This window comes from Arthrobacter sp. 3Tela_A, assembly GCF_049311025.1.
Lineage (GTDB): Bacteria > Actinomycetota > Actinomycetes > Actinomycetales > Micrococcaceae > Arthrobacter_B.
Genome location: NZ_JAXIOM010000050.1, coordinates 1 through 23,708 on the forward strand (window position 1 = coordinate 1; position 23,708 = coordinate 23,708).

The 23,708-nt window shown below is 66.1% G+C and carries 22 protein-coding genes; 11 read left to right on the plus strand and 11 right to left on the minus strand.

Annotated features, from left to right (window positions below):
• The 3 genes from TVC13_RS13790 to TVC13_RS13800 all read right to left on the minus strand — a co-directional run.
• The coding region (locus TVC13_RS13790; protein ID WP_422401757.1) for a hypothetical protein at positions 1 to 402 on the minus strand (402 nt) is incomplete at its 3' end.
• Between the two features lie 123 nt (positions 403 to 525).
• Positions 526 to 735: a hypothetical protein gene (locus TVC13_RS13795; RefSeq protein ID WP_422401758.1), complete on the minus strand. Its 210-nt coding sequence runs from the start codon at positions 733 to 735 to the stop codon at positions 526 to 528.
• Between the two features lie 239 nt (positions 736 to 974).
• A complete protein-coding gene (locus tag TVC13_RS13800) occupies positions 975 to 1,886 on the minus strand; it encodes a GmrSD restriction endonuclease domain-containing protein (RefSeq protein ID WP_422401784.1) in 912 nt (303 codons plus the stop codon).
• 118 nt (positions 1,887 to 2,004) lie between these two features.
• Here TVC13_RS13800 and ppk2 point away from each other — a divergent pair, with 118 nt between their 5' ends.
• From ppk2 to TVC13_RS13815, 3 genes are all read left to right on the plus strand, one after another.
• On the plus strand, positions 2,005 to 3,021 hold the full coding sequence (gene ppk2, locus TVC13_RS13805; protein WP_422401759.1) for a polyphosphate kinase 2: 1,017 nt from the start codon (positions 2,005 to 2,007) through the stop codon (positions 3,019 to 3,021).
• A gap of 47 nt (positions 3,022 to 3,068) precedes the next feature.
• Positions 3,069 to 3,815 (plus strand): FadR/GntR family transcriptional regulator, encoded by a 747-nt coding sequence (locus TVC13_RS13810; RefSeq protein ID WP_422401760.1) that lies wholly within the window; start codon positions 3,069 to 3,071, stop codon positions 3,813 to 3,815.
• 326 nt (positions 3,816 to 4,141) lie between these two features.
• Positions 4,142 to 5,683: a DUF222 domain-containing protein gene (locus TVC13_RS13815; protein WP_422401761.1), complete on the plus strand. Its 1,542-nt coding sequence runs from the start codon at positions 4,142 to 4,144 to the stop codon at positions 5,681 to 5,683.
• A 12-nt stretch (positions 5,684 to 5,695) separates the two neighbouring features.
• Here TVC13_RS13815 and TVC13_RS13820 read toward each other — a convergent pair whose 3' ends face one another.
• The 4 genes from TVC13_RS13820 to TVC13_RS13835 form a co-directional block, all read right to left on the minus strand.
• The gene (locus TVC13_RS13820) at positions 5,696 to 6,733 is read right to left on the minus strand and encodes an L-idonate 5-dehydrogenase (RefSeq protein WP_422401762.1); all 1,038 of its coding nucleotides are present in this window, start codon (positions 6,731 to 6,733) and stop codon (positions 5,696 to 5,698) included.
• Positions 6,734 to 6,742: 9 nt separating this feature from the next.
• Entirely contained in the window at positions 6,743 to 7,504 is a 762-nt protein-coding gene (locus TVC13_RS13825) for an SDR family oxidoreductase (protein ID WP_422401785.1), read from the minus strand.
• Positions 7,505 to 7,600: 96 nt separating this feature from the next.
• Positions 7,601 to 9,004 carry a GntP family permease gene (locus tag TVC13_RS13830; protein ID WP_422401763.1) on the minus strand — a complete coding sequence of 468 codons (1,404 nt, stop codon included), beginning with the start codon at positions 9,002 to 9,004 and terminating at the stop codon, positions 7,601 to 7,603.
• Between the two features lie 33 nt (positions 9,005 to 9,037).
• Positions 9,038 to 9,565, minus strand: coding sequence for a gluconokinase (locus tag TVC13_RS13835; RefSeq protein WP_422401764.1), 528 nt, complete (start codon positions 9,563 to 9,565; stop codon positions 9,038 to 9,040).
• Positions 9,566 to 9,808: 243 nt separating this feature from the next.
• On the opposite strand from TVC13_RS13835, the gene TVC13_RS13840 reads away from it, so the two are divergent.
• Entirely contained in the window at positions 9,809 to 11,200 is a 1,392-nt protein-coding gene (locus tag TVC13_RS13840) for an MBL fold metallo-hydrolase (protein ID WP_422401765.1), read from the plus strand.
• Positions 11,201 to 11,261: 61 nt separating this feature from the next.
• Here the strand turns inward: TVC13_RS13840 and TVC13_RS13845 are convergent, their stop codons facing one another.
• Both TVC13_RS13845 and TVC13_RS13850 read right to left on the minus strand, forming a co-directional pair.
• Positions 11,262 to 12,023, minus strand: coding sequence for a sulfite exporter TauE/SafE family protein (locus TVC13_RS13845; RefSeq protein WP_422401766.1), 762 nt, complete (start codon positions 12,021 to 12,023; stop codon positions 11,262 to 11,264).
• On the minus strand, positions 12,020 to 12,628 hold the full coding sequence (locus TVC13_RS13850; RefSeq protein ID WP_422401767.1) for a rhodanese-like domain-containing protein: 609 nt from the start codon (positions 12,626 to 12,628) through the stop codon (positions 12,020 to 12,022). Before TVC13_RS13850 ends, TVC13_RS13845 begins: the two co-directional genes overlap by 4 nt.
• A gap of 128 nt (positions 12,629 to 12,756) precedes the next feature.
• Between TVC13_RS13850 and TVC13_RS13855 the strand changes: the two genes are divergently transcribed.
• From TVC13_RS13855 to TVC13_RS13880, 6 genes are all read left to right on the plus strand, one after another.
• Positions 12,757 to 14,322 (plus strand): sulfite exporter TauE/SafE family protein, encoded by a 1,566-nt coding sequence (locus TVC13_RS13855; RefSeq protein ID WP_422401768.1) that lies wholly within the window; start codon positions 12,757 to 12,759, stop codon positions 14,320 to 14,322.
• A gap of 167 nt (positions 14,323 to 14,489) precedes the next feature.
• Positions 14,490 to 17,789, plus strand: a complete 3,300-nt coding sequence (locus TVC13_RS13860) for an SNF2-related protein (protein ID WP_422401769.1) — start codon at positions 14,490 to 14,492, stop codon at positions 17,787 to 17,789.
• A 138-nt stretch (positions 17,790 to 17,927) separates the two neighbouring features.
• Entirely contained in the window at positions 17,928 to 18,179 is a 252-nt protein-coding gene (locus tag TVC13_RS13865; RefSeq protein ID WP_422401770.1) for a hypothetical protein, read from the plus strand.
• A gap of 42 nt (positions 18,180 to 18,221) precedes the next feature.
• On the plus strand, positions 18,222 to 18,680 hold the full coding sequence (locus tag TVC13_RS13870) for a MarR family winged helix-turn-helix transcriptional regulator (protein WP_422401771.1): 459 nt from the start codon (positions 18,222 to 18,224) through the stop codon (positions 18,678 to 18,680).
• Positions 18,681 to 18,704: 24 nt separating this feature from the next.
• Positions 18,705 to 19,424, plus strand: coding sequence for a hypothetical protein (locus tag TVC13_RS13875; RefSeq protein ID WP_422401772.1), 720 nt, complete (start codon positions 18,705 to 18,707; stop codon positions 19,422 to 19,424).
• Positions 19,421 to 20,125, plus strand: a complete 705-nt coding sequence (locus tag TVC13_RS13880; RefSeq protein WP_422401773.1) for a DUF4166 domain-containing protein — start codon at positions 19,421 to 19,423, stop codon at positions 20,123 to 20,125. Before TVC13_RS13875 ends, TVC13_RS13880 begins: the two co-directional genes overlap by 4 nt.
• Here the strand turns inward: TVC13_RS13880 and TVC13_RS13885 are convergent.
• Positions 20,122 to 21,801 carry a thiamine pyrophosphate-binding protein gene (locus TVC13_RS13885; RefSeq protein ID WP_422401774.1) on the minus strand — a complete coding sequence of 560 codons (1,680 nt, stop codon included), beginning with the start codon at positions 21,799 to 21,801 and terminating at the stop codon, positions 20,122 to 20,124. The two genes, TVC13_RS13880 and TVC13_RS13885, sit on opposite strands and share 4 nt — an antisense overlap.
• 165 nt (positions 21,802 to 21,966) lie before the next feature.
• Here TVC13_RS13885 and TVC13_RS13890 point away from each other — a divergent pair, with 165 nt between their 5' ends.
• Positions 21,967 to 22,761, plus strand: coding sequence for a cyclase family protein (locus TVC13_RS13890; RefSeq protein ID WP_422401775.1), 795 nt, complete (start codon positions 21,967 to 21,969; stop codon positions 22,759 to 22,761).
• Here the strand turns inward: TVC13_RS13890 and TVC13_RS13895 are convergent.
• Entirely contained in the window at positions 22,758 to 23,687 is a 930-nt protein-coding gene (locus TVC13_RS13895) for an NAD(P)-dependent oxidoreductase (RefSeq protein ID WP_422401776.1), read from the minus strand. The genes TVC13_RS13890 and TVC13_RS13895 overlap by 4 nt on opposite strands.
• Positions 23,688 to 23,708 lie beyond the last annotated feature (21 nt).

Genomic DNA, 23,708 nt, shown 5'->3' on the forward strand with positions numbered 1-23,708 from the left:
CCTAGGGTGGGGGGCTCGGAGATGTGAATAAGCGACAGCCCTGAGCCCGTCCCGGCGCCCGCCCCCGCGCCTGTACCTGAACCGGAAACGGAACCGGTTGTTGATCTGCAGCCGGCTCCGGCCCCTGCTCCGGCCCCTGTTCCTCTGCCGGGACCCGCGGAGCCTGAGCAGCCCGGCGCAGGAGCACCCCAGCCGGACCGTGACGGCAAGGACTGCTGGCCGCACGGCAACCGTGGAGACGTCCGCGGAGGTTGGAACGACCCGGGCCGGGCAGGCGATCCGCACACCGGCCAGACTGTGCGCTGGCAGCATGGGGGTCAGTTCGGTGATCACGGTCCGCGCGGCGGCGACCATCGCGGCGGCGGCCACCACGGCGGCGGCCACCACGGCGGCGACCATCACGGCGGCGGACGCTAATGCGGGACAGGCCGGTCGATGACTAGGCGGTCTGGTAACCAGGCCGCCGTTTGACCCGCGGTTAGCAGCCGGGGGCGTGCCCTGCACCGCGGGGTACGCCTCCGGCGTTCATAGAGCGACGGTCCGCGTAAACCACAGCCGGTACCGGATGCTGCCGATCCGAAGTGTGAAGACAGGCGCGTCAACTTTGGCCCGTCTGGTGCGTCCTGCTGTTCGAGGCAGCAGGTCCTTGCGCCGCTGCTCGCGCCGCAGGTATTCCGCGGACTGCATCCGCTCCGCATAGTCCAATTTCGCCAGTTCGATTTCAAGCAAGCCCATGTCCGTTATCCCTCTGCGCTCTTTCCGCACCAGGCTGTTCGACTCATTTGAATCGTTCGCGGGGATCAGCCGGTGCCGCCTCCTGGGCGGACAGACCGGCCCTCTTGCCGGTGCGGAACTGCCTCCACGCTAGGCCCGTTCGGGGAACCGTTCGACGGCCTTCAGGACAGCTTGGGTCCGCAATAAAACGCCATGCGGACACCTTTGGTCCGCGTAGGACGCGGACGCTTGCCTCCGCGTCAGGAGGTGCAGCCGACGCCGTCGCCGTCACCGTCGAACTTCGGATCCCAGCCCGGATCCCCGGGGCGGATGGGTGCCGCCCCGGCAGCCTTGACCGCCGCGCAATTGGCGTAGACCGGCGTCGTGCCTTCGGGTACTTCAACTGCACCGTTTACGGCGGCACCGGAACCCAAACCTGAAGCGGTCCGGGACGTGGTGCCCTCGCGTGCGGGCACCGGTTCGTCCGGGCAGGAGGCCAAGACTGACGCAATCGCGTCGTGCTCAGCCTGGGTCATCCAGAGCCGGTATTCGGCCTTGACCGCTGTCTGCCGTGCGACGTACTCGCAGCGGAACCCCTTGTTCGTCGGCAGCCAGGTGGCGGCGTCGGAATCCGATTTCGCTCCGTTGGCCGGGCCGTCGGCGGCGAAGAGGTTCAGCGGATCGTTGGCCAGCTGGCGGCGCTCTTCAGCGCTGAGCTGCTGTGCCCCCTTCTGCCAGGCGTCCGAGAGCGCCACCACGTGGTCGATCTGCACGGCAGTGCTGGTGGTGTTTCCCCGGACGAAGCTGATTACGGTGCCGCTATACGGGTCCGCGAACGTCCCCGAAGCCACCACGCAGTCCTGGGTTCCAGGCTTGAAGGTTTCGTTCGTCAGGTCCCGGGCGAGGATGTCGTTGCGCGTGTCGCAGCCGTTGTGGTCGACGTCGGCCCATGCCGGCCCGAACTCCTCGCGGCTGTAACCGGTTTTGGGTGCCCGGCCCTTAATGGGGATGCTGCCGAGCTGTGCCAGCGCGGTTCCCGCCTGAGGGTCTTGAATCGTCACCTCCGCCGGCGGAGCGGCGGCCGATTCGGTGTCCTGCGGAACGCAGGCTGTGCCGAAGAGGAGCAGCGGAAGAGTGGCAGCGGAAAGCAGGGCGGAGCGCAGGTATTTCATCGCCATCAATTATCCGTGCCGCAAGCAGCAATCCCGTGCAGGCTCGCTGGCTGCCCTTCCGCTGCCGCCCGTGAGCCGCGTAGATTCACAGGAGGACACCACTCACAAGGAGATTCTTATGGCCACGGGCAAGAACGGTTCCCGCTCCGGCACGAAGACCGAGGAAGGGCCGGCAGAGGACTCAGATGTGTCGGAGGCCGCGTCCGACGCCGCAGGCAGCCGCGTCTCCATCGCCGAGGACTACGCCGCGGAACTTGATGAGATCGGTGAGCTGGACTCGAAGGCCCGCAAGGTCCAGGACAAGGGCGACGACGCCTGGCGGCACAACTACCCCTATGACAAGAAGCTCAGCCGGCGCAGCTACGAGCGGCAGAAGCGGCAGCTGCAAATCGAGCTGCTCAAGATGCAGCTGTGGGTAAAGGAAACCGGCCAGAAGATGCTCATCATCTTCGAGGGCCGGGACGCCGCCGGTAAGGGCGGCGCGATCAAACGCTTTAATGAGCACCTGAATCCCCGCGGTTCGCGGGTCGTGGCACTGGAAAAGCCCACGGACCAGGAACGCACGCAGTGGTACTTCCAGCGCTACATTGCGCGGCTGCCCAGCGGCGGGGAGATCGTGATGATGGACCGCTCCTGGTACAACCGTGCCGGCGTCGAGCGCGTTATGAATTACTGCACGCCTGCCCAGTACCTCGAGTTTATGCGGGAGGTCCCCGAGCTGGAGCGGATGCTTGTGAACTCCGGAGTGCTGCTGCGCAAGCTCTGGTTCTCCGTGGGACGCGCCGAGCAGCTGGCCCGGTTTGCGGCCAGGGAGACGGACCCGGTGAAGCAGTGGAAACTCTCCCCCACCGACCTGGCCAGCCTGGATAAGTGGGACGACTACACACAGGCCAAGGAAGCGATGTTCTTCTACACAGACACGGGCGACGCACCCTGGACCGTGGTGAAGTCGAACGACAAGAAACGTGCCCGGCTTGAAGCCATGCGTTTTGTTCTTGCCGGAGTCGATTACCCGAACAAGGACCCGAATGTGGCGAGGGCTCCGGATCCGCTGATTGTGGGTCCGGCGGCGAGCCATTATGAGGAGGGCGAAGAGCCCGACGGGCTGTTCCCGGTAGTCAAACCCCAGTCTTGAGCCAGCTTTGCCTAGAATGAAAAGGTGACTGCCACCCCGGATTCCGTATGAGTTCTCGTCTGCACAGCCTTGTCATCGAATCCTTGGGGCGGCGGATCGTTTCCGGTGAGTTCCAGGCCGGAGACACCATGCTCTCCGAAGAGCTCGAGACCGAGCTGAACGTCTCCCGTTCCGTGGCCCGAGAGGCCGTCCGGGTGCTGCAGTCCCTGGGCCTGGTGGAGACCGTCAAACGGATTGGTATCCGGGTTCTGCCGGAGACTTCCTGGAACGTGTTTGATCCGTATATCGTCCGCTGGCGTCTTGCTGCGAAGGCGGGCAAGGGCGCCCAGCTGCGTTCGCTGACCGAGCTGCGTTCCGCCGTCGAGCCTGCCGCCGCCGAGCTGGCAGCGCAGTACGCCCCCGAAGACATGGCCGCTGAGCTGATGGCCGTTGCCGCGAAGATGCGTGCCGTCGGCCGGGCTGGGGATCTGCAGCAGTTCCTCGAGCTGGACATTCATTATCACGCGCTGGTTCTTGCTGCGTCCGGGAACGAGATGTTTGGCCAGATGCAGTCCATGATCGCCGAGGTCCTGCGTGGCCGGACGGATTACGGACTGATGCCGTCGCGGCCGCACGAGGAAGCGCTGCAGTGGCACGTCGACGTCGCTGACGCCATCCAGGCGGGTAACCCCGATGCGGCACGCGAAGCAATGGACCAGATCATGCGCCGGACCAAGTCCGAAGTCGAGGGTGTCTGGAGCGATGAGCCCCGCATTTTTACTCCGCCGGAGCGTCCGGGGGCTGGGGAGGGTTAGTTGTTGGTCGGGTCGAGGGCCGGAGTGGGCCAGGGCGGCTGGTGATCTTTTCCTCCCCAATGGCGCCATTTTCCCGCGCGGAGAACTCCTTATTCACAACTGCATTTAGTACTGCTCCCGGTCCTGCGGTGCGTTTATAGCCTCTGAGCATGTTGGAAATGGAAGCAGCACCGTCAATGCGGCATCCAACGGAGTTTGATCCGTTGTCTGGACTTTCCGCGCCTTTCCCGCCGAGATCTAACCGTCCAGCGGGGGCAAACCACGCCGTCAAAGCAGAGGAACGTTCGGTTCGTTCAACTCCTGAGTTCTCGCCTGCTGCCCACGGCTTGTTGAACGCGCTGGGCGCGTGGCTGCGCTGCCTCCAGGACCCGGCGACCGGCGATGACCTCTCCGATGCCTGGGCGGACCCCGACCTGATTGATTTGATGCGGGTGTTGGAGGAGTTGAAGTCTGCTGCTGCGGCGGTGCAGGCCTGTGCTGCGGCTGTGTTTGATGCCTCCCAGCGCCGGGCACAGGCCCGTGCCGGTGTTCCGGCTGAGCAGCTCGGCCGCGGTATCGGAGCTCAGGTTGCCCTGGCGCGCCGGGATTCCCCGCACCGGGGAAGCCGGCATCTGGGATTCGGAAAGGCCCTGGTCCACGAAATGCCCCACACCCTGGCCGCACTGTCTTCCGGGGTGCTCAGTGAATGGCGGGCAACCCTCCTAGTCCGGGAAACAGCCTGCCTGGATGTCGAGGACCGGCACCGGCTCGATGAACTGATCTGCGCTGACCCGTCCTGCCTGGAAGGGCTCGGCGACCGGAAGCTGATCGCCCGGATCCGTTCGATCACCCAGACCATTGATCCTGCCTCCCAGATCCGGCGCAACGCCAAAGCTGTATCTGAGCGGTATGTCTCCTGCCGTCCGGCACCGGACACGATGTCCTACCTGACCGGTCTGCTCCCGGTTGCGCAGGGTGTTGCCGTGTATGCGGCATTGTCCAGGGCCGCGGATTCTCGGCGTGCTGCCGGGGATGAACGCGGGCGGGGCCAGATCATGGCCGATACCCTGGTTGAACGCGTCACCGGCCAGACGGCAGCGGACCGGGTTCCGGTCGAGGTGCAGCTAGTGATCACCGACCGGACGCTGCTCTCCCAGTTCCCGCTCCCGCAGCACAGAGTGACTGACGCAGGGCGCTCGGAGAGCGCAGCAGAAGCTGTGAACTGGCGGCACAAGAAGGCGCCGGACAAACGGCTGGTCACCCAGCCGGAGATGCCGGCGTACTTCCCGGGCTACGGGAGCGTCCCCGGCGCCTGGGCGCGGGAACTGATCCGCTCCGCGCTGGGTGCCGGTGACGGCCGGGCGGCTCCACCGCGTGGCGCGGACCTCTTCAAGGGAGGCTCTCCACCGGAGCCGGCACAAACAGAGCAATCATCTTTAGTGAGCCTACGACGCCTGTTCATGGACCCGGTGTCCGGGGAACTGACCGCGATGGAATCCAAGGCCCGAACGTTCCCGGCAGGCCTGGCACGGATGATCCGCACCCGGGACCAAACCTGCCGCACACCCTGGTGCGACGCACCGATCCGGCACATCGACCACATCCAGCCCCACGCAGAAGGCGGCCCCACCAGCTACACCAACGGACAGGGACTCTGCGAAACCTGCAACCACGCCAAAGAAGCACCCGGCTGGAACGCCACCACCATCAGGACCACGCCTCCGGGCAATGGTTCGGCATCGACCCCGACACCGGCCCGACCAACCGTAGCCAGGCCCACACCCCGTACCGACCCGGGCAGCCGGCACACGGTCCGGATCACCACACCTACCGGCCACACCTACACTTCAACTGCGCCACCGCTGCCGGGCAGCCAGACCATGAACTGAACGCCGGCCGCCTTAGCCGCCGAAACGCAGCAGCACCTTGCTGCTGACCGAAGCATCCCTGGCCACTTCAAACGCCTCGAGGGCATCCTCAACGGCAAACTCGTGGGTGATAACCGGATCGGCCTGCAGGCTCCCGTCGGCGAGAGCCGTGATGACCTCATCGATCTCATCGTTGAACCGGAACGAGCCCACCAGTTCAAGCTCCCGGGTGATCGCCAGGGAGATCAGCGCAGGCTGCTCGCCCGAAGGCAGCAGGCCAACCATCACAACCCGTCCGCCGCGGGTTGCACCCTGCACGGCAGACATCAGGCCGCGGTAACTTCCCGAGGACTCGAAGCAAATATCGGCATCCACCGCAGTAATACCTTCGGCATCAGTCGCCAGCAGGCTGCGGTCCGCACCAACGGCGCGCGCGGTCTCGAGCGGGAACTCGTGCATGTCCGTCGTGATGATCTCGCCGGCACCACGTGCCCGGAGCACCGCAGTGATGAGCGCTCCAATCGGCCCGGAACCGGTCACCAGCACTCGCTTGCCCTGCACATCCCCGGCACGTGAAACCGCATGCCAGGCCACAGCTGCAGGCTCGATCAGCGCTGCACGGCGCATCGGAAGCGTCTCCGGCAGCACACGGAGCATCCGCACCGGAAGGTTCACGAACCGGGCAAAGGCACCCTCGGTATGCGGGAACCGGGCGGCACTGCCCAAATACGTGCAGCCAGGGGAAAGGTTCGGCCGGTCCTCGGGATACCTGGACCCGTCGCCGGGACCGGGAGTCGCCGGATGCACCGCCACAGCAACCCCCGCTGCAGGCCCGGTTCCGTCGGCCGCAGCCCGGACAACCCGGCCCACAACCTCATGGCCCAGCAGCATGGGCGCCTTCAGGATCGATTCCCCGGCAGCCCCGTGCTGCCAGTAATGCAGGTCGGACCCGCACACGCCGCCGTAAGCAATCTCAACAACAGCCTCGTCGGCTGCCGGTACGCCAGGCTCCACGGGTTCAACCCTCAGGTCACCGGCTCCGTGGGCGACTACTCCAAGAACAGAATTCATGATTTCCTCTCACACCACCGTGGTCATGCCGCCGTCAATAAAGACGACCTGGCCGTTGACGAAATTCGACGCATCCGAAGCCAGCCAGATTGCCGGACCCACGATGTCCTCCACGCTCCCCCAACGATGCGCCGGAGTCCGGCCCAGGATCCACGAGTTGAAGGCCTCATCATCGACCAGGTTCTGGGTCATTTCGGTGTGGATGTACCCCGGTGCGATCGCATTAATCTGCAGTCCCTCGCCCGCCCACTCAGCAGTCATGGCACGGGTCAGATTACGGATTCCGCCCTTGGACGCCGTGTACGGGGCAATGGTCGGACGGGCAAGATCCGCCTGCACGGAGGCAATGTTGATGATCTTGCCCTGCCCGCGCGGAATCATGTGCCGGGCAGCTTCCCGGCCTACAAGAAACGCGCTGGTCAGGTTGGTGCGCATCACGCGCTCCCAGTCCGCGACGTCGAGCTCCAGCATTGGCACACGGTGCTGGACACCGGCATTGTTGACCAGAATCTGAAGCGGACCAACTTCCCGCTCAACCCAGGCAACGCCGTCGGCCGCTTCAGCAGCATCGGTGACGTCGAACCGGCGGGCAAAGATACGATCCTCACCGAACTCCGCGGCCAGCGCAGCACGCGCAGCTTCCAGCCGGTCAGCATCCAGTCCGTTCAGTACGACGACGGCGCCGGCACCTGCCAGCCCGCGGGCAATCGCGTTGCCGATGCCCCGGCTGGACCCGGTGACCAGGGCAACCCGCCCGGAAATATCAAACATGTTGGCAGCCAAAACTACCGCTCCTCTCCGGCGCCCGGGGAAAATCCGGGTACCAAAACGGCCGGGAACAATACTGCTCCCGGCCGGTTGGATGTACTAGAACCCTGAGGCGACCAGGTAAATCGCCAGGGCCAGGACAAAGCCGACGACGCCGATCAGCGCCTGACCAACGGTCCAGGTCTTCAGCGTGGTTTTGGTGTCCATCTGGAAGAAGCGGCTGACCAGCCAGAAGCCGGAGTCGTTGACGTGGCCGGCGAACACGGAACCGGCCGCCAGGGCCAGCACGATCGCCACGGTCTGCACCGCGTTGAAGTCGGGGTTGTCCAGGACAACCGGCTGAACCAGGGCAGCCGCAGTGGTCAGCGCAACGGTGGCCGAACCCTGTGCAACACGCACGATCGCAGCGATCACGAAGCCGGCCACAATAACCGGCAGGCCAACAGCGTCCAGTGAGGCAGCGATTGCGTTGCCGATGCCGCTGGCGCGAAGGACGCCGCCGAACATACCGCCGGCACCGGTGATGAGGATAATCGAGCAGACCGGACCCAGTGCGGAGTCGACCACGGTCTCGATCAGCGTGCCCTTCTTGCCCTGGCGGCGACCAAGCAGCCACATGGCCAGGAAGACAGTGATCAGCAGGGCAACCGGGGTTTCGCCGAGCATACGAAGGATCTGTACCCAGGTGTCATCCAGCGAGACCAGCTCGGCGGCCGCCGCCATGTTCAGGCCGGTGTTCAGGAAGATCAGCACGAACGGGAGCAGCAGCAGCGTGATGATGGTGCCCAGGCTCGGCGAGGAGCGGAACTCGGACTCGGCCGATCCCTTGGGCGCATCCAGGATGGACGGCACGGGGATGTTGAACTTGCGGCCCAGGAAGTGGCCGAACAGGTAACCGGCGAGGTACCAGGTGGGAATTGCAACGATCAGGCCGAAGATCAGGACCAGTCCGACGTCGGCGCCCAGCAGGCCGGTGGCAGCCACGGGGCCGGGGTGCGGCGGCACGAAGATGTGCATCGCGGAGAAGGCAGCAGCAGCGGGGAACGCATAGGTCAGCAGGGAGCCGCCCATACGGCGGGCAACCGTGAAGATAATCGGCAGCATGACCACAAGGCCGGCGTCGAAGAAGATCGGGAAACCGAACAGCAGCGAAGCCACCGAAAGGGCCAGCGAGGCACGCTTCTGGCCGAACTTGTTGATCAGCGCATTGGTCAGCACTTCAGCGCCGCCGGAAACCTCCAGCATGCGGCCCAGCATGGCGCCGAGGCCCACCAATAGCGCCACGGTTCCGAGGGTGGAACTGAAGCCGCTGAGCATGGTGGGGACAATGTCCCCGGCCTGCACGCCTGTCGCTACGGCGGTCAGCAGGCTGACCAGGATCAGCGCCAGGAAGGCGTGGATACGGAATTTCATGATCATCACGAGCAGCAGGGCAATTGCTGCGACGGCGATCAGCAGGAGGCCGGGAGTACCCAGCGTCCAGTTGAGCTCAAGATCGGTCATCGTTGTCCTATCAGGGTGGGGGCTTTGCCGGGGTCAGGATCCGGCGGGGGTGAAAGCGGCGGCAGCGGCGGCCGCGATTTCGTCTAGGGTCAGCGTGATGCTCAGCCGGATACCGGCCTCATCCTCGCCGAGGGGTTCCAGCGTGGCAAACTGCGAGTCCAGCAGGGTCGGCGGCATGTACTCGTGGTCACGCCGGCTCAGCCGTTCGGCAATCAATTCCCGGGATCCTTCCAGGTGAATGAATTGCGTGTCCGGCGCGTAGGAGCGGATCAGGTCCCTGTACTGGCGCTTCAGCGCCGAGCACGCCACCACGGTGGCAGTTCCGGCTTCAAGACCTGCAGCCAGCTCACGGCCGATCGCGCGCAGCCAGGGCTCACGGTCTTCGTCCGTCAGGGGATGCCCGGAGGCCATCTTCTGTTTGTTGCTCACCGGGTGGAGGTCATCGCCGTCCAGGAACGGCAGTCCCAGCCGGGCAGCCACGGCCTGTCCGGCAGTGGATTTGCCGCAGCCCTGTACTCCCATCACCACAAGCGGGGGATATTGCTTGTTCGCCAACGACATGGCAAAACTCCTCAGACGCGCCATTACATCTGATTTGGTGGTGGCTGGGCCATTAATAAATCAGATTTATCAGGACCAAGATAACACAACGACGGCGGCGGCAAACGAGTAACAGCCACCAGCCGCAGCCTGCGCCCGAGCGTACGGAAGAACTGCGGTGGATCCGATACCCCCTTGGGTATTTTGGTTTATACCCTAGGGGGTATTACCGTGGTAGTACCCCGATCCCCCAAAGGAGTACCCATGCTTATCGAACGCATTTACGACGAGGACCTGGCACAGGCCAGCTACTTCATCGGCTGCCAGCGTCTGGGCGAGGCGATCGTCGTCGACGCCCGCCGCGACGTCGCCCCCTACCTCGAGCTCGCTGCTGCGAACGGCATGAAGATCACCGCGGTGACCGAGACCCACATCCATGCCGATTACCTCTCCGGCACGCGTGAACTCGCCGCCGCCACCGGTGCGCAGATCTATGTCTCCGGTGAGGGCGGAGCGGCCTGGCAGTACGGTTTCGACGGCACCCGGATGTACGACGGCGATGCGATCACCATCGGCAACCTCACCATCAAGGCCCTCCACACCCCGGGCCACACCCCGGAGCACCTCTCCTACCTGGTCACCGACGGAGCCTTCACCGACCAGGCCGGCTACCTGCTCTCCGGCGATTTCGTGTTCGCCGGTGACCTGGGCCGTCCCGACCTGCTCGATGAAGCAGCCGGCGGCGTCGATACCCGTTTCGAAGGCGCCAAGCAGATGTTCGCCAGCCTGCGGGACAAGTTCCTCACCCTGCCCGACTACGTGCAGGTCCACCCCGGCCACGGCGCCGGGAGCGCCTGCGGCAAGGCGCTGGGCGCCATCCCCTCCTCCACCGTGGGCTACGAACGCCTTTACGCCTGGTGGGGCCCCTACCTCGCCGCCAATGACGAGCAGGGCTTCATCAACGAACTCCTCGACGGACAGCCCGAAGCACACGCCTACTTCGCCCGCATGAAGAAGCAGAACAAGCAGGGCCCGGCAGTGCTCGGCCCGCGCGAACCGCTGACTGAGCTCCCGGCCGCCGACGTCGTGACCCGTCTCGAGACCCGCGAAGCCACCCTCGTGGACACCCGCAGCGTTCCCGAGCTGCACAAGGGAACCGTCCCCGGCGCCCTGCATATCCCGGCCGGCGGCAAGACGGCCAGCTTCGGCGCCTGGGCAGTGGACCCCGAGTCCGAGCGCACGCGTCCGCTAATCCTGCTCACCGCAGACCAGGACCAGGCCCACGCCGTCCGCGATTCGCTGGCACGCGTCGGCATTGACGACGTCGCCGGTTTCGTCACCAGTCTGGAAGGCCTCCCCCAGGCCGCACCGGCCACCATCTCCGCCACGGAGCTGGACTCCTTCGACGCAGCCATGGTCCTGGACGTCCGCGCCCGCACCGAGCACGCCGCCGGCAACATCCCCGGCTCGCACCAGCTGCACGGCGGACGCGCCCTCTGGAACCTGGACCAGCTGCCGCCCGAAGGCAAGATCGTGGCGTACTGCGCCAGCGGCATGCGCAGCTCGATCGTCGGCAACGCCCTGCGCAATGCCGGGTACGACGTCGTCGAGCTCGAAGGCGCCTACCCCGCCTGGGCTGCAGCCCACGCTTCGTAGCACCAGCGAAAGAACCCCGGTCCGCATCTCGCGGGCCGGGGTTCTTCGCTGTCCACTTCGGCTACAGCCCGATGATCTCCTGCACCAGGACAAACGCGCCCATGGCCAGCACGAACCAGCCGAAGGCCTTCCGCAGGGCGGCTTCGGGAATCCGGCCGACCAGTTTGGCTCCGATGAGCGAGCCAACAATCGCCATTACCGTGACAGCCAGGGTCATGCTCCAGTCAATCTGCACGGTGGTCAGGTAACCGGCCAGCCCGGCAAAGGACTTCATGGCAATAACCACCAGCGAGGTACCCACAGCGATCGCCATCGGCATGCCGCCGAGCAGGGCCAGGGCCGGAACCACCAGGAACCCGCCGCCGGCACCAACCAGGCCGGTCACCAGGCCAACAACGGCACCGTCAACAAGGATGCGAAGGATCGGCAGGTCGGAGTAAGCCCTGTCCGGGTCGGTCTTGCGCCGGCCGCGGAGCATGGCCACCGACGTGGCGATCATCATGAGCGCAAATGCGATCATCAGCACCACGGACGGGATGCGGCTTCCCAGCAGGCCGCCGACAAACGCGCCGGCCATGCCTGCGGCACCGAAGATCAGTCCGGTCTTCCACCGGACCCGGCCGTTGCGGGCATGCCCGATCACGCTGACGGCGGAGGTCACACCCACCACAAACAGCGAGGACGCGATTGCTTCCTTGGCGCCGAACCCGGCGACGTAGACCAGGATCGGCACCGTCAGGATCGAACCGCCGCCGCCCAGCAGACCAAGCGAAAGCCCGATCAGCAGGGACAGGCTGAGCACCAGCACCATAGTGGACGTCATGAGGCTGCGGGTCCGCCCTGCTTGGGCAGCGAGGCGATCGCGGACTCACGGGTGGGCTCCGAGGCAGCCTTGTTCCACGGCATCTTGGCCAGCGCCGCGCCCATCGCACAGGAGTTAGTGGCAGCAGAGAAGGCCAGTCCGGCACCAATGCCGCCGGCGAGCATCCGCATCTTCGGAGAGACGAAGCGTCCGCCGGCCAGACCCAGTACGACGGTGGAGCCGGCCACCATGCGAACCTGGCGTTCCAGGTCCCAGCGCTTCCGGCCGCGGACGACGTCGCCGCCGGCTGCTGCGAAGGCCGGAACGCCGCCGGCCAGAACGTGGGCGGAACCGATGCCGGCACCTCCCAGGCGGGTGCGGGCCTGCTCTGCACGGGTGCCGGACTGGCACACCAGCACAACACGCTTGCCCAGCCGCTCGGCGAGTTCATCGGTGTGCTCGGACAGCAGCGGAAGCGGCACGTTGTAGGAACCGCGGATGTGCATGGCTTCGAACTCGGCTGCGAAGCGGACGTCGATGACGATCAGGTCTTCCGGGTCCTTCATCCAGGTCCGGAGGGTCTCGGCATCAACGGAGGTTACGGCCGCGGGGGTATTCGCAGTCATGGGAGTCCTTTCGAAGGAGGTGGGGGAACCTCCACAATCCCATATACCCGCGGGGGTATGCAAAACACCCCCGGGGGTATCCGCGCACGCCTCTTCCCCTCGTGTGTCCGATCTGGGAATGTAGCTCAATGGAGACGGTGCTGCTCGGATTGGCAGTGGGATTGGCCGTCGGCGCCGTCGTTGGTCTGGTCGGTGCTGGCGGCGCCATCATTGCGGTGCCGGCCCTGGTTTATGTGGTGGGGCTGGAGCCGGAAGAGGCCGTGCCCACCTCGCTGATCGTCGTCGGGCTGGCATCGCTGTCAGGTGCAGTGCCGCGGCTGCGCCGGGACGTTAGCTGGCCGCTGGTACTCATGATCTCCTTGCCGGGCATCCCGGCTTCCTGGGCCGGAGCCGCAGTAGGAGAACTGCTGAATCCTGACTGGCTGATGCTCTGCTTCGCCTTGATCATGATTGTGGCCGGGGTGCGGATGCTCGCCAGCTCCCGGAACCCTGCCCCCGGAGCGCGGTCCGCAGAGCAGGGCGGATGGGGCGGGCTGGCACTGCGCGGCATTCCGGTGGGGCTGGTGGTCGGATTCCTCACCGGCCTGCTCGGGGTGGGCGGCGGCTTCCTCATTATTCCGGCGCTGACACTGCTGCTGGGTGTACCAATGGCGCGGGCCATCGGCACCTCGCTGGTGATCATCGCCGTCAATTCAGCGTCGGGATTCGCAGCGCATCTGGATGGCCTGGCAATCGATTGGACCCTGATTCTGAGCTTCGCCGCCATGGCCATGGCCTCCTCCCTGGCCACCGCACGGCTGGCCCACCGATTGAATGAGGCGGTGGTGAGCCGGATCTTTGCCGCAGTCATTTTTACTGTCGCCCTGGGTGTCCTGGTGCAGACCGTGCCGAAGCTGCTGCCGACGGAAGCGGAGGAACAGACTGACCAGGCGGCTGCGAGCGCCAGCCTGGCGGCGAGCAGGCTGAGCTTCGGGGAACGGAGCCTCAATGTGCTGATGGAGAACCACACCACCGAGGACCTGGTGATCACCGCAGCCCGACTGGAAACGGATGTTTATACCGCCCCCGCGCAGTGGATCCCAACCGACGGCGATGCCACCACCCTGCGTCCGGGCGGACGCGTGGCTCTGCCGATGGAGCTGCCGGAAGCGGCCTGCGATTCCGGCACGGGATTCGACGCCGTTGTGCGGCTGGACGTTGACACCGCGGGGACTGGCAGGGCCGGCGAACTCGTTGTGCCCGCTGCCGACCCCTACGGGACCGTCGCCGAGGCACACGGCAGGGACTGTCTGCAGCAGGAGGTCGACGCCGTCGCCTCCTTCACCCTGGCCCCGAACCTTGAGATCAGAGAAGACGGGCGCACCGCCGTCGTCCGCATTCTGGTGACGCCCAGCGGCGAGCGGGGCTCGGTCAGTATACGGATCGGCACGACGACGCTGCTCAGCGAGGCGCCTGGGCAGGCCTGGCCGCGGGAGATCAAAGTGGATGGCACCGACGAGCCGTCCGTGCTGGAGCTGGCAGCGGTTCCGGCGCGCTGCGATCCGCACGCACTGGCTGAAGACAAGGCGGGAACCAGGTTTCCCCTGGAAGTGGGAGGCGGCCGGACCCGCACCGGCCAGCTGCGGCTGGAACCGCCCGCAGAGTTCACGGCCGCGGTGTACGGTTTTGTCCGTTCCGCCTGTGCGGTGCAGTAACCGGCGGGCCGGAGAATAGGTGCACGCAGATCACGCCATTGTGACCTGCGTTACAGATGATGTTACCCGTCCACCGCCGCAAAAGGCCAAACGGCACAAGCCCCCATCCCCACCTGCGGCGATGTCCGTCCGCCGGGAGTGTCCTAGCTGCGTGAGACGATAAAACCATGCCTGAAACCATGCCCCTGATCGATGTCACCGACATCATCCGCGTGGTCGGCGGCTCCGCATTCCAGCGGGGCCAGGGCTATGCCAAGGGCGGAGCCGTGGAGTCCCTGGACTGGGACTCCACGGGCAGTGTCCTGCGCGCCCGGGTCCGCGGCCATTCCAGCACGCCTTACAACACGTTGCTGGTCCTGGAAACCAAGCGGCAGGGCGACTACCGGCTGGTGGACAACCACTGCAGCTGTCCCGTGGGTTATGACTGCAAGCATGTGGCAGCGGTGGCGCTGCACAGCAACACCGAGCACCTCATCGGACGGCAGGAGCTGCGCTCCGCCTCCTCGCAGCCGGCAGTTCCCGCCTGGCAGGCCTCGCTGCAGGGCCTGCTGGACGGCACGGTAGGCACCGAACCGGTTCATGTAACGCCCCTCGGGCTGCAGTTTGAACTGCGCCGGCGCGACGGCGGTTCCTCCGGAGTGTGGGGGCCGCCGGCGTCCCGGCGGACGGTCCGCGCACCGGCCTGGCGGCTCGGCGTCCGGCCCGTGGTCCGCAACGCCCGCGGAGCCTGGGTGAAGAACAACCTGGCCTGGACCAACCTTGCCTACCAGACCTACGGCCTGAAGCTGGACCCGGAGCAGCACCGCTGGTTCTCCCAGTTCCCCGCCCTGCACCGTTCCAATGGGGTGAGCTACTTCGGCCAGAATGACTCCTGGCTGTACCTGGATGACTTCGCCAATCCGCTGCTGTGGCAGCTTCTCGCAGAAGCCCGGCGGCTGGGCGTTGAGTTCGTCGGGACCAAAAAGGACGTCAGCGTGCACGTCGGTACCGAAGCGGTGCTGTCCCTGGATGTCCGCGCCGCCCGGACCGAGGAAGCGGCGCCGCTGCAGCTGCTGCCCAGCCTGGAAATCGACGGGCAGCCCTACCCCCTGGATACCGCCGGCATCATCGGCAGCCACGGGCTGTACGTGCAATCGGCCAGCGGCCTGATCTTGCTGGCGCCGAGCCCGCGGACCCTGACCGAACAGGACCGCACCCTGCTGGCCGGGAACGCCCCCGTGACCATCCCCGAATCAGACACAGCTCTGTTCCTGGAGAAGTTCTACCCCAAGCTCCGCCAGGTTATTCCGGTGACCAGCAGCGACGAATCGGTGCAGTTCCCCGAGGTTGAGCCGCCCATCCTGGTGCTCACGGCAGGTTTCCAGCCGGATGATGAGCTGGCCCTGGGCTGGGAATTCGAGTACCGGCAGGGCACCTCCTCCACGCGCATGCCGCTGGACACCCGGCCGTCCCCCGCTGATCCGGCCGCACGCGACGTCGGCGCTGAAACGGAGCTGCTTGAAACGGCCCGGCAGGTACTGGGCAGGGCGCCGCACAACACCGTGCTGCACGAGATCGAGACCGCTGAGTTCAGCGAATACATCCTTCCAAAACTGCAGAAGTCGGACGGTATCCGGGTGGACATCCTCGGTGAGCGGCCGGACTACCGCGAACTGACCTCCGCCCCGCAGCTGAAGATCACCACCGTGGAAACCGAACGCCGGGACTGGTTCGACCTCGCGGTGATGATCACCGTGGAGGGCCGGCAGGTGGCGTTCGCCGACGTCTTCAAGGCGATCGCCAAGGGCAAGACCAAGATCCAGCTGGTGGACAACACCTATCTGTCCCTGGACCGGCCCGAATTTGAACGGCTGCACGCCCTCATCGAGGAAGCCCAGGCCCTGCAGGAATGGGATACCGGTGAGCTGGGCATCAGCCGGTACCAGGCAGGGCTCTGGGCAGAGCTGGAAGAACTGGCGGAGGAAACAGAACAGGCAGCGGCCTGGCGCAGCGCCGTCAGCGGCCTGCTCGAACTTGAGTCCGTGGAGCCGGCACCGCTGCCGGCCGGACTGCAGGCGGAGCTCCGCCCCTACCAGGTGCAGGGTTATAACTGGCTGGCCTTCCTCTGGGAACACGGGCTTGGCGGTGTCCTGGCCGACGACATGGGCTTGGGCAAGACCCTGCAGACCCTCGCCCTGATCGCCCGTGCCCGCGAAGTGCAGGCCGCCGGAACTTCAGGCGCCGCGGCGGGACGTCCGTTCCTGGTGGTGGCACCGACGTCGGTGGTCCCCAACTGGATTTCCGAGGCTGCGCGCTTCACGCCGGGGCTGCGGACAGTCTCCATTCCGGACACCAGCGCCAAGTCCCGCCGCAAGCTTGGGGACCTGATCGCCGGAGCGGACATCGTGGTGACCTCCTACGCCGTGTTCCGCCTGGATTTCGCCGCCTACCGTGTCCAGGACTGGGACGGGCTGATCCTGGACGAAGCGCAGTTCGTGAAGAACCGCACCACGCGTGCCAAGCAGTGCGCCCGTGACCTGCCGGCGCCGTTCAAACTTGCCATCACCGGCACACCTATGGAAAACAACCTGATGGAACTCTGGTCAATGTTCGCCATTGTGGCTCCTGGGCTTTTCCCCTCCGCAAGGAGGTTCGCTGAGGAGTACCAGCGGCGGATCGAGAAGTCCCAGGACATGACGCAGCTGGGCAAGCTGCGCCGCCGGATCAAGCCGCTGATGCTGCGCCGGACCAAAGAAGCCGTGGCCTCGGACCTGCCGGCCAAGCAGGAGCAGGTGCTGGAAGTGGACCTCACCCCGAAGCACCGCAAGATCTACGAGACCCATCTGCAGCGCGAGCGGCAGAAACTGATGGGACTCATCGAGGACATGGACCGCAACCGGATGATTGTTTTCCGGTCCCTGACCCTGCTGCGTATGCTCAGCCTCGATGCCTCCCTGGTCGATCCGGAGAACACCGGTGTGCCCTCTGCCAAACTCGATGCCCTGCTGGAGCAGCTCGAGGACGTGACCGCCGAGGGACACCGGGCGCTGGTCTTCAGCCAGTTCACCTCCTTCCTGAAACTCGCGGCGCAGCGGCTTGATGACGCCGGCATCGCCTACACCTATCTGGACGGCTCCACCCGGAACCGCGCGGAGGTAATTTCCGCGTTCAAGGACGGTCAGGCGCCCGTCTTCCTGATCAGCCTGAAGGCAGGCGGCTTCGGCCTGAACCTGACTGAAGCCGACTACGTGTTCCTGCTCGATCCCTGGTGGAACCCCGCCACGGAAGCCCAGGCTGTGGACCGGACCCACCGGATCGGACAGAAACGCTCCGTGATGGTTTACCGGATGGTGGCCCGGGGAACCATCGAGGAAAAGGTCATGGCGCTCAAGGAACAGAAGGCCGCACTGTTTTCCTCGGTGATGGACGATGACGCCGTGTTCAGTTCGGCACTCACCGCTGAGGACATCCGCGAACTGCTGCAGTAAACCGTTCCGAGACGCCTCCGTGGCCACACCTGCCCGTGAAATCGCGCACGGCATTCTGCCCGGAATCCGCGTTGTTCCGCGCCAGCCGAGCCACCGCACGAACTTCTACAGTCTGTAGAACTCGGTAGCTTGGGAAGCATGAGCGTCAAGGAAGCCGTCCGCCCCGTTGAAGCTCCGCCGGCGGACACCGATGAACTGGTGCACGTCTTCTGCACCCCCTGTAAAAGGCGGGCCATGCAGCATGCCCGCAAGCCCCGGCCGTACTGCGGCAAGGAGATGCCCAACCGGCCGCTGCGGAACGATAACTCCCATCTGCCGGTGTGCGTGGTGTGCGTGGAGCTGGCCCGTTCCGCACCCTGCCCCTTCTGTGGAATGCAGGCCAGGCTCTAGACAGCCATTCCCAGCACCGGTCTCGGTTTGTACAGTGGGTGGATGGCTACCGAGGAACGTCCCATTGGATTCTGGCTCAAACTGGTGGATCAGCTGGTCGACGAACAGTTCGGCGCCAGCTTCGAGGAACACGGGCTGACCCGACGGCAATGGCAGATGATGAATCTCCTCACCAACGGACCGGCTACCGGCCCAGAGCTCTCCGACCAGCTCCGGCCCTTCTTCCCGCCGGTGGAAACCGGCACCTCCGCCGAGCTGATAGATGAGCTGGTGGACAGCGGTTGGGTGGCAGTGCGCGACGGCCAGTATTCACTCACCGAGCTGGGCACCCGCAGCCTGGAGAACCTTCGGGGCGCCGTCGAACGTATCCGTGACCAGCTCACGGAAGAGGTGTCCGAGGAGGAATACACCGCGCTGGTCTCCGTGCTGAAGCGCATGGCGGGCAACCTTGGCTGGAGCGAAACGCCGGAGCGCCCGGCCCAGGATACGCCGGGCATGTAAGGCATTCGGCGGTAGTCTCCCTCCATGGGGAAACAGGTCTACGTCGAGCTGCCGGTCCGGGCGCCAATGGAGCGCCTTTGGGAACTGACGCAGGATCCGTCCTGCCATCCCCGCTGGGACCTTCGGTTTACCGCGATCGTTCCCGCCCCGGGCACTTCACCGCAGGAATTCCGTTACGAGTTCAGGCTTCCGTTGCACACCATCCACGGCACCGGAACTTCTCTGGGAACCCGGACCGGGCAACACGGCCAGGCCACCTCCGTCCTGAAATTCACCACACGGGATGTGCTCTCGCCGATCGGCCCGGGCGCCGGGTACTGGAGGTATATCCCGGGACCGGACGGCGTCCGGTTCATCACCGGCTACGACTACTCCCCAGGCTGGGGAACACTTGGCCGCTGGGTGGACGCACCGCTCATCCGTCCGGCGCTCGGCTGGGCAACGGCGTGGAGCTTCGACCGGCTGCGGCTCTGGGCGGAAGACGGAATTGCGCCGGAACGTGCCCGCCGCGCCTGGCTGCTGGACGCCGGCCTCCGTTCCGCGGCGCTGGCGGGATCGGCCGCCCTGCTCCTCCGGGGCCGCGGGACAGCGTCCTTCCTCGCAGCGGCCGCAGCGGCAACGGCTGCCTTGCTGGCACCGCCGACTGGAAGCGTTCCGCGTGCTGCGAACTGCCGCAGGAGCGCACCGGACAGGCATGCCTCCCGCCCGCCCGCGTCCCTCGCTGCCCTGCCGGAACCGGCATGACCCCGCCTCTGGAGACCGGCCAGTCCGTCTTTGCCCGCGCCCTGGGACCCGATTTCGGCAGGCTGCACCCCATGCTCCAGCGGCGCTTTGGCGTGGATCCGGACGCGGGCTATGCCTGTGTAGGCCGCGGCGTTTTCTCCGAAGTCCGCCGGGGCGCGTGGTGGACGGTGCCGTTCCTGAAGTTCGGGGCCTTCCGTAACATCCTCTTTCCGGAGCGCGGCCGCAACGTGCCGTTCACCATCGAGAACTACCCGTACGTGGATGGATTCGGCCGCACCACCGTCACGTTCACCCGCACCCTGGAAACACGGCCCGGCCGCCCGCGGCGGTTCGATGCCAGCATGGTCTACAGCGCCAGTCGGGGAACGGTAGTGGATTACCTTGGCACGCATCAGCATCTGGCAACGGACCTGGACCTGGCTGTCCGCGAAGACGGATCGCTTCACCTGCGCTCGGAGGCGCTGCGGTTCCATGAGGGCCCGGTGAGCTTCACCGTTCCCCGCTTCCTGACCGGCACCGCAGATCTTTACGAGGCGTACGACGACGAGCGGCAGGTTTACACCATCCAGCTGCAGGTGCGGAACCCGGTTTTTGGCTTCCTGTTCGGGTACCGCGGCGAGTTCACCTGCACGTTTCCGGCGGTCACGGGCACCGAGGTTCCGGACCGGCTCAGACCGGTGCGGGAGGAAATCCGGGACTAGTGTCCCTTGAACGCCTCGGCCAGCCACCAGGCACCGCCGTCGGAGGCAATCTTGGCGTCGATGACCAGCGGTGCCTTGCGTGGACCCTGAAGCCATCCGGTCACCGCAGCCACGTCCGCACGGGTGCGCACCGTGATGCCGTCCGCCCCGTAGCCCCGGGCGATCGCGGCGATGTCCGTGTCCGGGAAGGTGACGGTTTCCATGTCCGCCGCTGCGGCGTCGTCATCCGGACCGGCACCAAAGTGGTGGACCTCGGCGCCATAGGCGGCGTCGTTGTAGACGATCACCACCAGCGGCACGCCCAGGCGCACAGCGCTTTCCAGCTCGGAAATGCCCATCAGGAATCCGCCGTCCCCGGTGCCCAGGACCGGCAGCCGGTCCGGGCGGGCCAGGGCCGCACCAATGGCGGTGCCCAGGCCCAGGCCGATCGATTGGAAGGCCTGGGTGAAGCAGAAACCGAACTCGTCCGGAACGGAGAGATGGGTGGAGGGGTAGCCCATAAAGTTGCCCGAATCCACGGATACCAGGCGTTCGGCGGGCAGCAGTGTGTCCAGCTCCAGGCTCAGTACCCGCGGGTCGATGCGCTCCGGGGTGGACAGATCCTCCACCGGCACATCCTGCCAGCGTGCACCGGCAGCGATGCGGGCAGCGGTTTCAGCGGTCCGGTAGTTAGTTGCCGGCTCCGGAACGGTGGCTTTCAGCTCGGCCAGCACGTCGGCGGCCGTTGCTGCGCAGTCGCCGATGACGCCGAGGTGGATGTCCCGGTTGGCGCCGAGCGCTGAGTCTTCCAGGTCCACCTGGACCACTAAGGCGTCCTTATTGATGAGGGAACCGTGGCGCATGGTCCACATGTTCAGGGTGCAGCCCCAGCCAATGATCGCATCCGCCTCACGAATCAGCGCGGCGGTTTCAGGGGTGGAGAAGCCGCCCGAAATGCCGAGGTTGAATTCTTCCCCTTCGAAGAGTCCGTTCGCCACGGCGGAGGTGGCCAGCAGTGCTCCGGACTGCGCGGCCAGCGCCCTGAGCTCTTCGCCGGCATACCTGGCTCCGCGCCCGGCGACGAACACCGGGCGCTTCACGGTGGACAGCAGGTCAGCCAGCCCGCGCACCAGGGTGGGAGCAGGACGGACGAAGCCGGTGGGTGCCACCGGCGGGACACGCTCGGGGGTGCGCTCGGGGACCGGCTGGGCCTGAACATCGAGCGGGACGCTGAGGACCACGGTCCGGCGCTCGTTCTGCGCGGTCCTGAAGGCCCGGACGGTATCTGCCACGGCGCTCTGTGCTGAGTGCACGCGTTCAGGCACCGCTCCCAGGCTGCGGGCCAGCCCGTCCTGGTCGATCCGGAAGTTCGAGCGCACAGCCGATCCGGCGGCGTCGGCGGTTAGGACAATCATGGGAGTCCGGGACTTAGCCGCTTCGCCAATGCCGGTGGCGGCATTGGTGAGGCCGCAGCCCTGGTGGGTGGTCAGGACGGAAACCAGTCCTGACATGCGGGAGTAGGCGTCGGCCATGGTGGCCGCACCGCCCTCGTGCCGGGCGGCAGTAAACGGCACACCGTTTTCCCGCAGCGCGTTGGTGAGATGGAAGTTTCCGCTGCCCACCACACCGAAGGCATGTCCGGCGCCCAGCTGGGCCAGGGTGCGCCCCACGAGTCCGGCAACTGTCATCTGGTTCATCGTGGGACTCCTGTAAATTGCTCGGGCGGTCTACCAGAATCCTAGGACCGCGCGGCTGCCCCGGCGCAAACGGCCCCGCGTCATGTTGCGACCCAGTCGGGCCGCCCGGCATGGTTCCCCGGTATTCTCAGGCAAACGTTTTTCGACCTTGGACAGGAAACGAACATGTCTCTCCCCAGCACTGAACCCGGGTTGATCCAGAACCTGATCGGAGCGCTCGACGGCGGCGCCCTGGAAGTCGTGGACCTCACCGCGCCGCTCTCCGCCGACATCCCCACCCTAAAACTGCCCGATCCGTTCGTGAACCTGATCGACTTCAGCCTGGAGCAGGTCTCCGCCTTCGATGAGCCGGGTCCGTTCTGGAAGCACAACAACATCCACACCGGTGAGCACATTGGCACGCACGTTGACGCGCCGTCGCACTGGATTACCGGCCGCGACGGCGACGACGTCTCCCAGATCCCGGTCCGCCGCCTGGTGGGACCCGCAGTCGTCATGGATTTCAGTGCCGAAGCGGCGACGGACCCGGATTTCCTGGTGGAACCGGAGCACATCCAAGCCTGGGAAGCCGAGCACGGCGCACTGCCCGACGGCGCATGGCTGCTGCTGCGCACCGGCTGGGACAAGTTCGTTGACGACGCCGACGCGTTCCTGAACTTCGACGACACCGGTTCCCACACCCCCGGAATCTCCGCGGCGTGCGCAAAGTGGCTGGCGGAAGAGACCCCGATCGCCGGGCTGGGCGTGGAAACCGTCGGGATCGACGCCGGCAACGCCGGCGCCTTCGATCCGCCGTTCCCGGCGCACTACTACCTGCTGGGCAACAACAAGTACGGCGTGACGCTGCTGCAGAACCTCGCGAAGCTTCCGGCCACGGGCGCCATGGTGGTTGTCTCCCCGCTGAAGATCGTCGGCGGCACGGCCAGTCCGGCCCGCGTCCTGGCGTTCGTGGAGCGCTAGTAGCCCTTAGCCGGGTCCACGAGGCCTTCGGGCGGATCGCCGTTGCGGAAACGGCGGACGTTCTCGCGGACCCGGTTGGCCAGGAGCGGGCGGATCATTGCCTCAGTTTCGGCGGTGTGCGGAGTAATCAGGGCGTGCGGCTCAGACCAGAGCGGGTGTCCGTCCGGCAACGGCTGGGGGTCGGTGACGTCCAGCGCCGCTCCGGCCAGGCGGCCCTCCGCGAGCGCTGCCGTCAGTGCCTCCGTATCTACCAGCGGGCCGCGGGCAATGTTCACCAGCACGGCGTGCGGCGGCAGCTGCGCCAGGCGCCGCTCATCGATCAGGTTCGCGGTGGTGGCGGTCATCGCCGCGGCAAGGATCACGACGTCGGTGCCGCCCAGGGCGTCGTCGAGCCCTTCGTCGGTGACAGTGCGCTCCGCGCCGGGCACCGGTTCGTTCTGGCTGCGCACCACAGTGATGTGAGGGGTGAAGACGCTGACCAGGCGCAGGATCTCCCGGCCCACTCCGCCGGCGCCCACTATGACCACCCGTTTGCCGTGCAGGGACGTGCCCTGCGGCGGGCCCCACGCCTTCGCCCTGGCGAAGGTGGGCACTGCACGGAGCATGGCCAGCGTCAGGGTCAGCCCGTACTCCCCCACCGGCTGGCTGTAGGCCCCCTTTGCGCTGCTCCAGCGGATCTGCGGATACTGGCGCATCAACGGAACCCATTGATCCGCGCCGGCCAGGTAGACCTGGATCCAGCGGATCCCGGGGTTTTTCCGCAGCGCTCCTGCCAGGTGTTCCAGGGGTTCGCCGGCCAGCACCACCAGCCCTGAGGTCGTCTCCGACAGCGGTGCGGTAACACCTCCGCCGTCGCGCACGGCATCAACCAGGTAGGTAGGCGGTTCGGGAAGGATGGTTATGACCGGTGCGGCATCATCAGGCATGGCATTCGCCCCTGCTCGTTG

Coding starts and splice junctions, on each gene's coding strand:
- TVC13_RS13795 (WP_422401758.1), bottom strand. CDS start 735: ATGGGCTTGCTTGAAATCGAACTGGCGAAATTGGACTATGCGGAGCGG.
- TVC13_RS13800 (WP_422401784.1), bottom strand. CDS start 1,886: ATGAAATACCTGCGCTCCGCCCTGCTTTCCGCTGCCACTCTTCCGCTG.
- ppk2 (WP_422401759.1), top strand. CDS start 2,005: ATGGCCACGGGCAAGAACGGTTCCCGCTCCGGCACGAAGACCGAGGAA.
- TVC13_RS13810 (WP_422401760.1), top strand. CDS start 3,069: ATGAGTTCTCGTCTGCACAGCCTTGTCATCGAATCCTTGGGGCGGCGG.
- TVC13_RS13820 (WP_422401762.1), bottom strand. CDS start 6,733: ATGAATTCTGTTCTTGGAGTAGTCGCCCACGGAGCCGGTGACCTGAGG.
- TVC13_RS13825 (WP_422401785.1), bottom strand. CDS start 7,504: ATGTTTGATATTTCCGGGCGGGTTGCCCTGGTCACCGGGTCCAGCCGG.
- TVC13_RS13830 (WP_422401763.1), bottom strand. CDS start 9,004: ATGACCGATCTTGAGCTCAACTGGACGCTGGGTACTCCCGGCCTCCTG.
- TVC13_RS13835 (WP_422401764.1), bottom strand. CDS start 9,565: ATGTCGTTGGCGAACAAGCAATATCCCCCGCTTGTGGTGATGGGAGTA.
- TVC13_RS13840 (WP_422401765.1), top strand. CDS start 9,809: ATGCTTATCGAACGCATTTACGACGAGGACCTGGCACAGGCCAGCTAC.
- TVC13_RS13845 (WP_422401766.1), bottom strand. CDS start 12,023: ATGACGTCCACTATGGTGCTGGTGCTCAGCCTGTCCCTGCTGATCGGG.
- TVC13_RS13850 (WP_422401767.1), bottom strand. CDS start 12,628: ATGACTGCGAATACCCCCGCGGCCGTAACCTCCGTTGATGCCGAGACC.
- TVC13_RS13855 (WP_422401768.1), top strand. CDS start 12,757: ATGGAGACGGTGCTGCTCGGATTGGCAGTGGGATTGGCCGTCGGCGCC.
- TVC13_RS13860 (WP_422401769.1), top strand. CDS start 14,490: ATGCCTGAAACCATGCCCCTGATCGATGTCACCGACATCATCCGCGTG.
- TVC13_RS13865 (WP_422401770.1), top strand. CDS start 17,928: ATGAGCGTCAAGGAAGCCGTCCGCCCCGTTGAAGCTCCGCCGGCGGAC.
- TVC13_RS13870 (WP_422401771.1), top strand. CDS start 18,222: ATGGCTACCGAGGAACGTCCCATTGGATTCTGGCTCAAACTGGTGGAT.
- TVC13_RS13875 (WP_422401772.1), top strand. CDS start 18,705: ATGGGGAAACAGGTCTACGTCGAGCTGCCGGTCCGGGCGCCAATGGAG.
- TVC13_RS13880 (WP_422401773.1), top strand. CDS start 19,421: ATGACCCCGCCTCTGGAGACCGGCCAGTCCGTCTTTGCCCGCGCCCTG.
- TVC13_RS13885 (WP_422401774.1), bottom strand. CDS start 21,801: ATGAACCAGATGACAGTTGCCGGACTCGTGGGGCGCACCCTGGCCCAG.
- TVC13_RS13890 (WP_422401775.1), top strand. CDS start 21,967: ATGTCTCTCCCCAGCACTGAACCCGGGTTGATCCAGAACCTGATCGGA.
- TVC13_RS13895 (WP_422401776.1), bottom strand. CDS start 23,687: ATGCCTGATGATGCCGCACCGGTCATAACCATCCTTCCCGAACCGCCT.